Annotated in this window: 12 protein-coding genes; 5 read left to right on the top strand and 7 right to left on the bottom strand. The window is 71.0% G+C overall.

The features are described from left to right. Positions 1 to 144 precede the first annotated feature (144 nt). Together ACZ7GX_RS09285 and ACZ7GX_RS09280 are read left to right on the top strand one after the other, a co-directional pair. On the top strand, positions 145 to 804 hold the full coding sequence (locus ACZ7GX_RS09285; RefSeq protein WP_498774588.1) for a peroxiredoxin-like family protein: 660 nt from the start codon (positions 145 to 147) through the stop codon (positions 802 to 804). A 237-nt stretch (positions 805 to 1,041) separates the two neighbouring features. After that, positions 1,042 to 2,691, top strand: a complete 1,650-nt coding sequence (locus ACZ7GX_RS09280; RefSeq protein WP_498774586.1) for an FAD-binding oxidoreductase — start codon at positions 1,042 to 1,044, stop codon at positions 2,689 to 2,691. A 105-nt stretch (positions 2,692 to 2,796) separates the two neighbouring features. Here ACZ7GX_RS09280 and ACZ7GX_RS09275 read toward each other — a convergent pair whose 3' ends face one another. The 5 genes from ACZ7GX_RS09275 to ACZ7GX_RS09255 form a co-directional block, all read right to left on the bottom strand. Then, entirely contained in the window at positions 2,797 to 3,666 is an 870-nt protein-coding gene (locus tag ACZ7GX_RS09275) for an NAD(P)H-binding protein (protein WP_498774584.1), read from the bottom strand. Between the two features lie 19 nt (positions 3,667 to 3,685). Further along, positions 3,686 to 4,435 (bottom strand): SDR family NAD(P)-dependent oxidoreductase, encoded by a 750-nt coding sequence (locus ACZ7GX_RS09270; protein WP_498774582.1) that lies wholly within the window; start codon positions 4,433 to 4,435, stop codon positions 3,686 to 3,688. Between the two features lie 13 nt (positions 4,436 to 4,448). Beyond that, complete coding sequence (locus ACZ7GX_RS09265; protein ID WP_498774580.1) at positions 4,449 to 5,414, bottom strand: LLM class flavin-dependent oxidoreductase; 966 nt, start codon at positions 5,412 to 5,414, stop codon at positions 4,449 to 4,451. 111 nt (positions 5,415 to 5,525) lie between these two features. Further along, positions 5,526 to 5,939: an SgcJ/EcaC family oxidoreductase gene (locus ACZ7GX_RS09260; protein WP_498774578.1), complete on the bottom strand. Its 414-nt coding sequence runs from the start codon at positions 5,937 to 5,939 to the stop codon at positions 5,526 to 5,528. Between the two features lie 160 nt (positions 5,940 to 6,099). Continuing rightward, entirely contained in the window at positions 6,100 to 7,740 is a 1,641-nt protein-coding gene (locus ACZ7GX_RS09255) for an amidase (protein WP_498774576.1), read from the bottom strand. A gap of 317 nt (positions 7,741 to 8,057) precedes the next feature. Here ACZ7GX_RS09255 and ACZ7GX_RS09250 point away from each other — a divergent pair, with 317 nt between their 5' ends. The 3 genes from ACZ7GX_RS09250 (at position 8,058) to ACZ7GX_RS09240 (ending at position 11,823) form a co-directional block, all read left to right on the top strand. Continuing rightward, the gene (locus ACZ7GX_RS09250; RefSeq protein ID WP_498774574.1) at positions 8,058 to 9,005 is read left to right on the top strand and encodes an LLM class F420-dependent oxidoreductase; all 948 of its coding nucleotides are present in this window, start codon (positions 8,058 to 8,060) and stop codon (positions 9,003 to 9,005) included. 765 nt (positions 9,006 to 9,770) lie between these two features. Beyond that, entirely contained in the window at positions 9,771 to 10,757 is a 987-nt protein-coding gene (locus tag ACZ7GX_RS09245; RefSeq protein WP_498774572.1) for a sigma-70 family RNA polymerase sigma factor, read from the top strand. Between the two features lie 127 nt (positions 10,758 to 10,884). After that, positions 10,885 to 11,823 (top strand): LLM class F420-dependent oxidoreductase, encoded by a 939-nt coding sequence (locus ACZ7GX_RS09240; protein ID WP_498774570.1) that lies wholly within the window; start codon positions 10,885 to 10,887, stop codon positions 11,821 to 11,823. Between the two features lie 57 nt (positions 11,824 to 11,880). On the opposite strand, the gene ACZ7GX_RS09235 is transcribed toward ACZ7GX_RS09240, so the two are convergent. Both ACZ7GX_RS09235 and ACZ7GX_RS09230 read right to left on the bottom strand, forming a co-directional pair. Continuing rightward, on the bottom strand, positions 11,881 to 12,213 hold the full coding sequence (locus ACZ7GX_RS09235) for a hypothetical protein (protein WP_498774568.1): 333 nt from the start codon (positions 12,211 to 12,213) through the stop codon (positions 11,881 to 11,883). Positions 12,214 to 12,215: 2 nt separating this feature from the next. After that, the gene (locus ACZ7GX_RS09230) at positions 12,216 to 14,216 is read right to left on the bottom strand and encodes a carbamoyltransferase family protein (RefSeq protein WP_498774566.1); all 2,001 of its coding nucleotides are present in this window, start codon (positions 14,214 to 14,216) and stop codon (positions 12,216 to 12,218) included. Between the last annotated feature and the right edge of the window lie 68 nt (positions 14,217 to 14,284).

Raw genomic sequence — 14,284 nt, 5'->3', positions numbered from 1 at the left:
ATCGGCGTGTCCACGTCGTGCTCGCCACAAGCGATCCCTTTGCGCCCGGCACCGGGTCTCTAGATCGGAGCGCCCCGGCGGTGCCCGGACCGACTCGGGCCGTGCCGCCAGGGCCTCCGATGGACCCGAACCGAGGAGAACCACATGAACACCCAGTCGCTCGTCGCCCGGAGCGCAGCGCTGACGGCCTCCATGACCAGCCAGGCGCCGGAAGGCCTGCTCACCCCGTTCGAAGCCGAACAGGCCCAGCTCAGGGCCGCGGGCGTGCCGGCAGGGGCCGCGAAGCCGGGCGCGAAGGTGCCCGACGTGGCACTGCTGGACGCGGACGGGGAAGCGACGTCGCTGTACGAGGTGGCCGACGGCCGCCCCGCCGTGATCGTCACGTTCCGCGGCGCCTGGGGCCCGTACTGCAACATGGCGCTGAACGCCTACGAGGCCGAGTTGCTGCCGGTGCTCGCCGAGCGGGGGATCGCCCTGATCGGCCTCAGCCCGCAGAAGCCCGAGGGCACCGCCGCGACGCGGGACAAGAACTCGCTGACGTTCCCCGTGCTGTCCGACCCGGGCAACAAGCTGGCCACCGAGCTGGGCTTCGCCACCACGCCGACCGCCGACGCGCTGGCGACCCTGGTCCGGCTCGGCAACGACGTGACGAAGCTGAACAGCGACGGCTCCACCAACCTGCCGATGCCCGCGGTGCTCCTGGTCGACCGCGACCACGTGCTGCGGTGGATCGACATCCAGCCCGACTACACCACCCGCACCGAGACCACCGACATCCTGGCGGCGCTCGGCACCCTCGACTGACGAGAACTCACACCGAATCCACGCCTTCCGATTTCCGGGAGGGCGTGGATTCGGCATGCCCGAATTACCGGAAAAGATTTCGACGAATACGAAATACCGCACCGTTGAGGGTGTGATTCCGACCACATACTCGCGGGTAACATTTATTACTCCCGAGGCGTAAAGTTCGCTATCCGTGCTCCTTTTCTCGATCCGATGCTCCTATCGGGTTATGAAGCAGTGAGAAAGGACTACTGGATGCCCCACGAACGTAACGCTGAGTTACCGTCCAACAGACTCTCCCGCCGTCGCCTCTTCAAGGGCTCGGCGGCCGTCGCGATCACCGCTGCGCCGGTGCTCGGCACCGCCACCGCGACGGCGGAGACCGAGTTGGGCTCCCGCACGACGATCGACGCGGCCACCGTCCTGCCGGGCGATCCCCACTACGCCGACCTTGTCCGCAGGCAGCTCAACCAGCGGTTCATCGGACAACCCGAGATGGTGCGGGTCGTCGGCGCGGCCTCCCAGGTCGCGCCCGCCGTGCAGGCGGCGGTGGACGCCGGCAAGCGGATCAGCGTCATCAGCGGCGGCCACTGCCTCGAGGGATTCCCGTTCGAGCCCACGGTGAAGGTCGTGCTCGACGTCTCCAACCTCGACGCCGTGTACTACGACTCCCGGTACAACGCCGTCGCCATCGAGTCCGGCGCGACCCTGCTCGACGCCTACGAGAAGCTCTACCACGCCTGGGGGGTGACGGTGCCCGGCGGCATCTGCCACTCGGTGGGGATGGGCGGGCACATCGTCGGCGGCGGCTGGGGGATGCTGTGCCGGCGCCACGGCCTGATCGTGGACCACCTCTACGGGGTGGAAGTGGTCGTGGTCGGCGCGGACGGCAAGGCGACCACGGTCACCGCGACCCGGGAGCCGACCGACCCCAACCGCGAGCTGTGGTGGGCGCACACCGGCGGCGGAGGCGGGAACTTCGGCGTCGTCACGCGCTACCTGTTCCGCTCCCCCGGCGTCACGGCGACCGAACCCGCGAAGATCCTGCCCCGACCGCCCGCGAAGGTGCTGCTCAGCGAGATCGGCATCCCGTGGGCGAGCCTGACCAAGACGGGGCTGGCCAACCTGCTGCGGAACTTCGGCACGTGGCACGTGGCCAACAGCGCGCCCAACAGCCCCGGCAGCGTGCTGCACGCCGAGATCACCCTCAACCACCAGTCGAAGGGTTTCCTCGGGCTGCTGACCCAGGTGGACGCCGCCGCGCCGAACGCGCAGGCCATCCTGGACGACTACCTGAAGACCGTGCTCAACGGCGTCGGGCCCTCGGGTGGCGGAACCCGCACCCTGCCGTGGTTGCAGGCGACGAAGTACGTCGGCAAGGCCGTCATCTCGTTCAACGACCCCACCTTGCGCGCGGACTACAAGTCGGCGTACATGCGGACCACGTTCACCGATGCCCAGATCGACGCGTTCTACACCTACCTGACCGCGCCGGGCATGGACACCACCGCGATCAGCGTCGGGCTGTCCTCCTACGGCGGCGCGGTCAACGCCATCGCGCCCGACACGACCGCGCACTCCCACCGCGACTCCGCCTACCAGCTGCTGTGGATCACCCACTGGCCGAACCCGGCCGACGACACCAAGTTCCGGACGTGGCTGCGCAACTTCTACGGCGCGGTCTTCGCCGACACCGGCGGCGTTCCGGTGCCCAACGGCCGCAGTGACGGCTGCTACATCAACTACCCCGACACCGATCTCGGCGACCCGACGTGGAACAGGTCGTCCGTCCCGTGGCACGACCTGTACTACAAGGGGAACTACCCGCGGCTCCAGAGGGCCAAGAAGACCTGGGACCCGCGCAACGTCTTCAACCACCAGCAGTCGATCCGGCTGCCGAGCTGAGGAGAGGCTCCGGCCGACGAACGCGGAAGCGGTGTGCCCGAGGACAGGCACACCGCTTCCGCTCGGGTCGGGGCGTGCGCGGTGCAGCGCCGCGCACGCCGGAACTCAGCGGAACAGACCCACGTGGTCGTTCACCCACTCCTCGAAGGTGCGCGGCGGGCGGCCCACCAGCTCCTGGAACGTCGGGAGCACCTGGGACGCCTTCTCCTGGAACTCCGGCCGGCCCAGGTTGCCCATCGTGGTCTCCACGACGAGCTTCTGCCGCCCCGCCCTGGCCGCCGCGTCCGCCACGTCGGCGATCGGCACCTCGATCAGCTTGAGGGGCTTGCCCAGCGCCGCGGCGAGGATGTCGACCCGTTCGCGGACGTCGAGCGCCCGCGGACCGCCGATCCGGTAGGTCTTGCCCTCGTGACCCGGCGTGGTGAGCGCCGTGACGGCCGCGGCAGCCACGTCGCGCGGGTCGATGACGGCCACCTTGACGTCCACTTGCGACCAGAACACCGCGCCGCGCTCCCGGACCGGCACGGCCCACAGCCGCGCGTTGGAGCTGAACTCGCCCGGCCTCAGGAACGTCCACTGCGGACCGTTGGGCCACAGCCCGATCTGGCGGACGGCCCGTTCACCGGCCAGGTGCCAGGTGCTGACCAGGTCGGTGAACCCGTACTCGGCGCCGATGATCGACAGCTTGACCACGTGGCGGACACCGGCCTGGGCCGCCGCGGCGGCGAAGTTCGCGTCGTGCAGGGGCGTCTCCGGCCCGCCGCCGCTGAGCAGGAACGCGCTGTCCACGCCGGTCAGGGCGTCGGTCAGGGTCGCCACCGAGCCGAGGTCGCCGGTGACGACCTTCACCTCGCCGCCGAACCCGTGGTCGCGACCGGGGTCGCGGACCAGCGCCCGCACCTCCTGCCCGGCCTCGACCAACTGCGCGACGACCTCGCGCCCGACGACGCCCGTCGCTCCCACCACCAGAATCATGTCTCTCCTGTCGTTGAGCTCAAGCGGTCGCGCCGCCGTCGAGGACGAGGTCGGCGCCGACGGTGAACGAGGAGTCCGGCGACGCCAGCCACAGCACGGCGCGCGCGACCTCCTCGACGGCCCCGATCCGGCCGATCGGCAGGGTCGTCTTCATCCGCTCGGCCTGCTGGGCCTCGGTCTCGCCGCGGATCAGCGACAGCGGTGTGGCGATCGGGCCGGGGCTGACCGCGTTGATCCGGATGCCGTCGCGGATGTGCTCCAGCGCGGCGGTCTTGGTCAGGGCGGTGATCGCGGCCTTGGCCGCCGCGTAACCGCCGGTGCCGGGAATGCTCTTGTGCGGGCCGATGATCGAGGAGATGTTGACGATGGCGCCGCCGCCGTGCTCCCGCATGAAGCCGATCTCGTGCTTCATCGACAGCCAGGTGCCGGTCGCCACCGACAGGGCCCTCGCCCAGTCACCCGCGTCCAGGTCGGCGACCCGGCCGCCCACCATGACGCCGGCGTTGTTGAACGCGACGTCCAGCCCGCCGTGCCGCTGCGCGGTCGTCGCGACCATCTCCGCGACGGCCGCCTCGTCGGTGACGTCGAGGACGATCCAGCTGGCCTCGCCGCCGGCCGCCTCGATCGCCTTCGCGGTCTGCCGCAGCGGTTCCTCGTCGAGGCCCGCCACGACCACCGTCGCGCCCTCCGCGGCGAAGGCCTCCGCCGTCGCCCTGCCGATGCCGGTGCCGCCACCGGTCACCAGCGCCACTCTGCCCGCGAAACGCATCGCTCTCCCGATCTCAGTCGACCTTCATGGCGTGCAGGCCCGGCATCACGCCGTCCGCGATCGCCCGGACGTTGCGCTCGTAGTGGTCGAAGGAACCCATCCGCAGCACGATGTGCCGCGCACCCGCCTCGACGTACTCCGCCAGCCAGTCGGTGAAGTCCGCGGCGGAACCCCCGTAGTAGAGCTGGTAGGCCCGCAGGGGTTCGATGGGCATGTTGTTGTACCGGTCGGTGTAGTCCTCGAGACCCGCGAGCGCCTCGGCCGGGTCGTCGCTGATGTTGACGGTGACGTACAGCGCCGGCTCGATGTCGCCGGGGTCGCGGCCGGCGGCCTCCGCCGTGTCCCGGATCGCGCGCAGCGACTTCCGGTACTCGTCGGGCTCGATCCGGACCGGCAGCCACCCGTCGTACTGCGCACCGGCACGGGCGACCGCGCGCGGCTTCCCGTTGCTGGCCAACCAGATCCGCGGCCCACCGGGCGTGGTCGGCGGCGACTGGTTGACCAGCTCGGACAGGTCGACGTACTTGCCGACGAAGTCGCCGTCCCGGCCGCTCCAGTGGCGCTTCCAGAACTCGACCGCCTCGTCCATCCGACCCGCCCGCTGGCCGTAGGTCGTGGTGACCGCGTCCAGCTCCTCCTTGGCGGGCAACGGGAACCCGGTGCCGAGCGCGATCCGCAGCCGATCCCCGGCGAGCTGGTCGAGCGTCACCAGGATGTGGGACAGGTAGAGCGGGTCGCGCAGCACCGCGGTCAGCGCCGCCGTGCCGATCGTGACCCGGTTGGTGAGCATCGCGATGGCGGCCAGCAGGGTGAGCGGCTCGAGCCGGTGCCGGGCGACGAACGAATCGCCGACCCAGACCGAGTCGAAACCGAGTTCCTCAACCTGCTGGGCCATTTTCATCAGCGGGCCGGCGTCGGGGTAGCCCAATATCGCCGTCTCCCGGACCGGCAACGCGATGCCGACTTGCACAGCGGCCATGACCCTGATCCTCCTCAACGCCTCCGACCGCTACGGCTCACGAGGCTTCCGATGTCGTGCGACGACGTGGACCACCCGGCACGCCGGCCAGGGGGATGGTGAGGCTGTCGGCTACAGGCCGGGCAGCGCGGCTTCGGAGGTGCGGGTGTTCTGGTAGGCCGCGATCAGCCAGCCGTCGCTGTCCTTGCGCAGCACCCACGTCGCGCGGATGGAGCGCTCGTCGGACGGGACGTTCTCGCCGGGGGCCAGCACGCCGCCCTCGGTGATCGCCACGGCCACGTCCTCGCCGATCGACCGCACGTCCACGATGTTCTGCAGGAGGGTCGTCCCGGAGTGGGCCGACTTGAACTGCTGCGTCACGACCTCGCGGATGACCTCGCGCCCGCTGAGGTAGCGGTCGCCCGAGAGGATCATGCTGGCGTCCGCCGAGTACAGGTCCGCGAACGCGTCGGGGTCGTTGTTCGCCCACGCCTTCGCGATACCGTCGATCACTTCCCGCACACCCGTAGTTTCCTGGACAGTCATTTGGGGAACCCCCTGGAATCCGGCTGAGCTGCCCGGCCTGGTGGCCGGACCCGTGACTCCATAGTCTTGACTTCGGCATCGCGCGGCCTACTTCTAAATTGCCGCACCGAAGTAATTCCCGGTTGCGCGGAATTACCGTGGTCGCGACTCCCGGCCGACGTCACCTCCGCCAGTCGACGATCCTGCCACCCGCCACGAAGCGCAGCGCGGGATCGGCGTAACGGGCCTCCGGCACCGCGTACAGGGCCGCTACGGCAGTCCGCACGTCCGGGTAGCCGAGGGCGAAGGCCTGGAGCTCACCCTCGGCCGGCGCCAGCGTCGCGCCCGAGAACAGCACGCGCACCGCGGCGAGCTCGGCGGGATCGGCGGCGGGCATGGCGCCCGGCGCCGGCGGCTCGACCTCGGTACCCGGGTCGAGCCCCGGCACCCGCAGGTGCCAGTCGGTGATCGCCTGGAACGCCTCGCCCGCCCGCACGGCCGTCGCCTCGCCGAACGCCGGCGCGGCGATCTGGAGCGACAGCGGCAGCCCCGAGGCGGTGAAACCCATCGGCACGGCCAGCACCGGGTTGCCGATGCAGTCCCAGTAGCCGGTGTGGATCAGCGCGCCGAGCGCGGTGATGTCGCCGGACAGGTCGGCGTAGGAGGGCGCGCCCATCGACGCCGTGGGGCACACGACCAGGTCCACCGTGCCGAACAGCTCGGCCACCGCGTGCTGGGCGACCCGACGCACCCGCTGCGCCTGCACGTAGTCCGCGCCCGACACCAGCGCGCCCTGCGCGAGCATCCACCGGGTGGCGGCGAAGTAGTCGTCCCACCGCTTGTGCAGGTCCGGCCGGTGGTAGGCGAGGCCTTCGCTGGTCATCGTGATCTGGTGGACCGTCATCACCTCGGCCCGGTACGGCAGCGACACCTCCACCAGCTCCGCCCCGGCCTCCTCGAACCGGGCCAGCGCCGCCTCGAACGCGGTGGCCGTGGCGGGATCGCCGTGGTCGGGGAAATGCCCGTCCCGGACGACGCCGATGCGCAGCCCCGACAGGTCGTGGTCGAGCTGCTCGGGCACGGCGAAGGGCGCGTCCACCGAGTCCGGGTCGCTCTCGTCCCGGCCCGCCACGGCGGCGAGCACCACCGCGCAGTCCCGCGCCGAGCGGCCGATCATGCCGATGTGGTCGAGGCTGTAGCCGAGCGGCAGGCAGCCGGACTTCGGCACCCGGCCGAAGGTCGGCATCAGCCCGCTGACCCCGTTGAACGCCGCCGCCATGCGGATGCCGCCCGCGGTGTCGGTGCCCATGCCCGCGTAGAACATGCCCGCGGCGACCCCGCTCGCGCTGCCCGAGCTCGACCCGCCGGCCCAGGTCGAGAGGTCCCAGGGGTTGCGGGGCAGCGGGAACGGCTTGTCCTGGTCGGGCAGGCCGAGCGCGAACTCCATCGTGGTCGTCTTGCCGGTGATCACCGCGCCCGCCGCGCGCAGCCGCGCGATGACCGGCCCCTCGTGGCCGTCGCCCCAGTCGCGGTCGAACACCAGGCTCTGCGACGTGGTCGGGCCCTCGACCGTGGGCATGATGTCCTTGATGCCCATGGGGATCCCGTGCAGCGGCCCGCGGTCGGTGCCGGCGGCCAGTTCGTCGTCCGCGCGTCGGGCGGCCCGGCGGGCCTCGTCGTCGAAGCGGGACAGGAACACGCCGAGCGCGTCGTCGGCTCTCTCGGCGGCCGCGATGGCCGCCTCGGTCAGCTCCAGGCTGGTGACCTCGCCGGAGCGCAGTGCAGCCGCGGCGTCGGTCAGGGTCAGGGGCAGTTCGGGCATCACGGGCCTGCTTCCTCGTCCGGTGCTGGGTGAAGGTGGGCGCGAGCCGAGCGGGTGGACGCGGGAACCCGCGCCGAGCCGGGAATTCCGCGTGGGCGCGCATCACATTTCCCCCGTCCGGGGGACGGCTGTCAAGCGCCGGCCTGCGGGGCACCCGATCGGCGGGCCGATATTCCACGTCGTGGGCGAATACCGAGGGGCGTACGGGATGCGCGATTCCTTTCGGCCCACCGCGCGGTCTCTACTCCAGAACACCGCTCGACGTCGCGCGCCGCCAGGCCGACGCGGCCCGATCGCACCACGAGGAAAGAGCTAGGATGGCCATCAAACACAGCACGTTCCTGCCCACCGGGTTCACCAACGACCTGGCGGGTTTCACCGACCCGGCCGAGGCGTTCGAGGCGCTGGTCGGTGTCGCCAAGACCATCGACGAGGCCGGCTACGAGGCGGCCTGGGTGCCGGACCACTTCGTCCCCGTCCCGGCCTCGCAGGCGTTCCTGTTCGAGTCGTGGTCGGTGCTGACGGCGTTGGCCCGGGAGACGCAGCGGGTGCGGCTCGGCCACATGGTGACCGGCAACAGCTACCGCAACCCGGCGTTGCAGGCCAAGATGGCCTCGACCGCGGACGTCATCTCCGGCGGCCGGTTCACCATGGGCATCGGCTCGGGCTGGTACGAGCCGGACTACGTCGGGTACGGCTACGACTTCCACGACGCCGGTGAGCGCCTGCGCCGGCTGCGCGAGGCCGTGCAGGTCATCCGCGCCATGTGGACCGAGGACGAGGCGACCTTCGAGGGCAAGTACTACCAGATCAAGGGCGCGATCAACCAGCCCAAGGGCCTGCAGTCGCCGCACATCCCGATGATGGTGGCCGGTGGCGGCGAGAAGGTGACGCTCAAGATCGTCGCCGAGTTCGCGGACGCCTGCAACGTCATCGAGAGCCCCGAGGGCCTCAAGCGCAAGTTCGGCATCCTCAAGGAGCACTGCGAGACCGTCGGTCGCGACTACGACGCGATCACGAAGACGACCTCCACGCTGTGCATCATCGCCGACACCGACGAGGAGGCCGTTGCCGCCACCCCGCCGTTCATGGGCGCCATCTACCCCGGCAACGTCGCCGAGTACGGCCTGGTCGGCACGGTGGAGACCATCCACCAGCGGATCGCCGCCTACGAGGAGGCCGGCGTGCAGGAGCTGGCCGTGTCGTTCCTGAACCCGTTCGACCACGACCTGCTGCGCAGCTACGCGTCGGAGTTCATCAAGTGATCGCAGCTCGCTGATCAGCGGCAGTCGGCTCAGGGCGCCCCGACGCCCGGCCGCACCGCCTGCGGCGCCGTTGCGCTCCGCAGGCGGGCCGCGGATCGGCCGGCGAGACCGACCCCACGGCGACACCGGCTCACGGCGACAGGCCGGGCCACGGCGGGGCCGGCCACGGCGAGACCGCAGGTCCGGGCACGCGGGTGTTCGCCTCTCACAGACACCCGCCCTCGCGGCTGATAGCCGCCCCTTGCGCCGACAGTTTGGCCTCGCACCGCCACCCGCCCTCGCACCGCCAGCTGAGCCTGACGGCGGCACCTACCCTCGCGCCACCAGCGGGACCTGGCCGCGGCACCCGCCGTTGCGCTGACAGGGGACCTGGCGGCGGACACCAGTTGCGCTGATGACAGACCTTGCGCCGGCACCCGCCCCACGCGCCGACAGCAGAGGCCTTGCACCAGAGACTGCCCACCTGCCGAAAGCGGGGCCTTGCGCAGGCAGCTGCAATCGTGCGAATAACAGGCCTCGTGCCGGCAGCCGTCCCACGCGCCGACAGCGGGCCTCGCCCCGGCCTCCGCCCTTGTGCGGACACCCGCCGCGACCGTCCCGGCACGGCCCCAGGCGTCGCCCGAGGTGAGCGGGCGCGATCGTCGGGCCGCCCTCGCGAGCGTCACCCAGCGAGTACCGTGTGCACCTAGAAGCGTCCCACATGACCGCCGACCGCAGCGCCGCCGCCGGGGTCAAGGGCGTCGGCGGCCACGCACGGGAGGCTGAATGCCCGACAACACGCAGTTCGCCAGTGACACCGAGAGCTACCGGGGCGAACTGCTGGCGCACTGCTACCGGATGCTCGGCTCGGTCGACGACGCCGAGGACGTGGTCCAGGAGACGTACCTGCGGGCGTGGCGGTCCTACGGCGGGTTCGAGGGCCGTTCGTCGGTGCGCGCCTGGCTGTACCGGATCGCGACGAACGCGAGCCTGACGGCGTTGCAGCAGCGCAGCAGGCGGATGCTGCCGTCCGGCCTGGGCGGGCCGGCGGGCGACCCGGACACGCCGCAGGTCCCGGCCGCTCCGGGGGTGCTGTGGCTCGAGCCGATCTCCACCTCCGCCGCCTGGGGCCACGACGGCGCCCGCGAGGCCGGTGACCCGGCGGTGATCGTGAGCGAGCGGGAGAGCCTGCGGTTGGCGCTGGTGGCGAGCCTGCAGTACCTGCCGGGTCGGCAGCGGGCCGTGCTGCTGCTGCGGGACGTCCTCGCGTTCCCGGCCAGCGAGGTCGCCGAGATGCTCGACACGACCACGACGGCGGTCAAGAGCATGCTGCAACGCGCGCGGGCGCGGTTGGAGGAGGTCTCGGCCGACATGGACCGGGTCACCGAGCCCGACGAGCCGGAGATCCGGGCCTTGGTGGACCAGTACATCAAGGCCTTCGAGGAGTCCGACGCCGCCGCGCTCGAACGGCTGCTGCGCGCCGACGCCCGCCTGGAGACCGTGCCGAGCGCGACGTGGTTCGCCGGCAAGCGCACGTGCGCGCCGTTCATCGCCCGGCACGCCATCGGCACGCCCGGCGAGTGGCGCCTGCTGCCGGTCGAGGCGAACGGCCAGCCCGGGACCGCGGTGTACCGGCGGGACGAGGACGGCGTGCGACGGGCGTTCGGGATCGCCGTGCTCACGCTGGCCACCGACGGGATCGCGAGGATCGTGCTGTTCGTCGACCCGGGCCTGGTGGCGAAGTTCGGGCTGCCCGCCACCGCGCCGGCCTGATTCGTCTTCCCGCACCGCGAGCGCGGTTCTTTTCGGCCCCCTGGCCGGTCTCAACTCCCGGGGGCTGCTTGCTCTTCCCCCGGTCGGATGTCCGCACGCCGTGCGTTGACCACAGGAGGCCGTGAGCATGAAGTACAGCCTGTTCCTTCCCACCGGCTTCGGCCACGACCTGGCGGGTATCCCGGACCCGGCGGAGGCCTTCGAGACGATCGTCCGGATCGCGAAGGCCGCCGACGACAGCGGGTACCACTCGCTGTGGGCGCCGGACCACTTCCACACCGTGCCGCCGTCGCAGGAGACCTTCTTCGAGGTCTGGTCCACGCTCACCGCACTGGCCAGGGAGACCGAGAACGTCCGGCTCGGACCGCTGGTGACCGGCAACAACTACCGCAACCCCGCGCTGCAGGCCAAGATGGCGTCCACTGTGGACGTCATCTCCGGCGGGCGGCTCACGTTCGGCATCGGCGCCGGGTGGTACGAGGCGGACTACGTCGGCTACGGCTACGAGTACGGCACCCCCGGCGAGCGCCTGCGCCAGCTCCGCGAGGCGGTCCAGGTGATCCACCGCATGTGGACGGAGGACGAGGCGACCTTCGAGGGCAAGTACTACCAGGTCAACGGCGCGATCAACCAGCCGAAGGGCGTGCAGTCGCCGCACATCCCGATGCTGATCGCGGGTTCCGGCGAGAAGGTGACGCTCAAGATCGTCGCCGAGTTCGCCGACGCCTGCAACGTCATCGAGTCACCGGACGGCATCCGGCGCAAGCTCGACATCCTCCGCAAGCACTGCGAGGACCTGGGCCGCGACTACGACCACATCTGGAAGACCACCACGACCCACTGCATCATCCGCGACACCGACGCCGAGGCCCGCGCCGCGATCCCGGTGTGGGCGCCCGACAACTACCCCGGCGACCTCGGCGAGTACGGCCTGATCGGCACGATCGACACGATCCGGGAGCGCATCGCCGCGTACGAGGCGGTCGGGATCCAGGAGCTGTCCATCAGCTTCGAGGACCCGACCCGGCTCGACGTCATCCGCGAGCTCGCCACGGCCTTCGCCTGACGGCGAACCGCCCGCGTCACCGGTCGTGCCGGTGACGCGGGCGGTGTCGCGAGGGCCTCAGCCCCGGCGTTGCCGGTCCGTGGTGTCCACCAGGGAGAAGCTGATCGACGCGGTCGCCGCCCGGGCCGCCGACAGCGCGCCGCGCAGCTCGTCCACCAGCTTCGCGTCCGGCTCGTCCGCGCCGTCCCTGGCGTTGCGCGCGGAGAACGCCCGGCCCACCGTCGTCGCGGCTTCCAGGCAGTTGACCCAGGCGTCGAACAGCGGGTCGTCCCACTGGCCCGCGGCGTCGATCCACGGCAGCTCCGCCTGCTGGCGCACGGTGTCGAGCAGCCGCTGCACGCCCAGGTGGACCGGTGGCGGGAGGTCGGGATCCAGGTCGGACGCGGTCATCGTCAGCCGTCCTCCCGCGGCAGCAGCTCGAACAGCCTGCTGTGCCAGAGGTCGTAGAACACCTTCCGCACCTCGTCGGGCACCTCGCCCCCGACGAGCTCCGCCAGCGTCTTGCGACCGTCCACCGCCCCCAGCAGGGCGAAGACCTCCGCCGACACCGTCGAACGCGGACCGTTGGTGTAGTCGAGGTAGATCTCGTGCTCGGCGTCCGGGCCGACCACGTGGTTCCACGACTTGCGCAGCCGGGTGACCGGCCGGAACCGCACGACCAGGTCGTCCACCACGGCCTCGGGGCGGCGGCGCACCAGGAAGTCCTCCACCACCAGGTAGTCCAGGTCGGTGGTCAGGTAGCTGGTCACCACGTCGTCCACCGACTGCACGATCGGCTCGGCGTTGTTGTTGAACGAGGTGTTGAGCAGCACCGGCGTTCCGGTGATCTCGCCGAACCGCTGGATCAGCCGGTGGAACCGCGGGCTGTGCTCCGGGTCGACCACCTGCACCCGCGCGCTCCCGTCGACGTGGGTCACCGCGCCCAGCTCCTCGCGGCGGTCCTCGTGGACGTAGACCACGAACGACATGAAGTCGTGGTCCGCCTTGGTGTCGGTGAGGTCGAAGTAGGTGTCGGCGGCCTCCGCGGTGACGGCGGGCGCGAAGGGGCGGAAGCCCTCCCGCTTCTTCACCATCGCGTTGATCCGGGTGCGGTTGTCCGCCGGGCGGGCGTCGGCGAGGATGCTGCGGTTGCCCAGCGCGCGGGGCCCGAACTCGGACCGGCCGTGCGCCCAGCCCAGCACGTTGCCCTCGGCCATCAGGTTCGCCGCGACCTCCACGATGTCCTCGTGGTGCTCGACCTCCACCTGGTCGCGCCAGGCGTGCAGGCGCTTGCCGATCACGTCGCGGTCACCGAGGTCCGGGCCGAGGCTCGCGGTGCGCATGCGGGACAGCTTGGGGCGGTTCCAGCCGGCCTGCAGGGCCACGGCGAGCGCCGCGCCCTCCGACGCGCCGCCGTCGTGCGACGCCGGGTGCACGAAGACCTCGTCGAACAGGCCGGAGCGCAGGAGCAGGCCGTTGAGGCTGCTGTTGTGCGCGACACCGCCGCCGAAGCAGAACGTGCGCAGCCCGGTCACCTCCGCCCAGTGCCGCAGCACGTGGAGGACGACGTCCTCCAGCATCTGCTGCACGCCGGCCGCGAAGTCCTTGTGCTGCTGGGTGACCGGCTCGCCGGCCCGCCGCGGCGCGAAGCCCTCCGCGAGGAACCGCGACGCCACCGTGTTGAGCCACGGGGTGCCCGGCGTCAGCTCGTAGTGCCCGCCGTCGTGCAGCGTGTAGAGGCTGTCGAAGACCTCGCGGTACTTCTTGGCGTCCCCGTAGGGCGCGAGGCCCATCACCTTGTACTCGTCGCCGAAGCCGTACCGCACCATGCTGATCGCCTCTTGGTAGAACAGGCCCAGCGAGGCGTGCACGGGGTGCGTGGTCAACGGGTGCATGCCGTCGGCGTCGGCGCGGAAGAGCGTGCCCGACTCCTCCTCGCCGCGGCCGTCGAGCACCGCCACGAGCGCTTCGTCCATCCCGGACCGCAGGAAGGACGACCACGCGTGCGCGTAGTGGTGCCCGGTGAACAGGACGCGCTCGTCGGGCACCTCCACCCCGAGGCCCTCGGCGAGCTTGTCCTGGATCAGCCGGCGCGCGGACCGCACCGGGATCTGCGGGATGGCCGCGTACCAGGTGTTGAGCGCGTTGTCGCTGAACGTCTCGTCGAAGTAGTAGCCCACGACGTCGACCTCGTCGAGCCCGACGCCCGCGATCTCCAAGCAGGCCCGCACCGCGTTCACGGGGAACTTGGTGGTCTTCTTGATGCGGTTGAAGCGTTCTTCCTCCACCGCGGCCACGAGCTTGCCGTCCGCGACGAGGCACGCCGCGGCGTCGTGCGAGTACGACTCGGGCAGTCCGGGTACGAGGTCGGAGTCCTCTCCGCCGAAATGACCGCTCAATCCCAATGCCAGCATCGCGTCACCGATCCAATCCGGAACTCGCACCGTCGCAGTAGAGACCGTCGCGGGCGGTGAAAAGAACC

The organism is Actinosynnema sp. NPDC037264, assembly GCF_055603705.1.
This window is presented reverse-complemented; position numbering and strand designations above follow the sequence as displayed.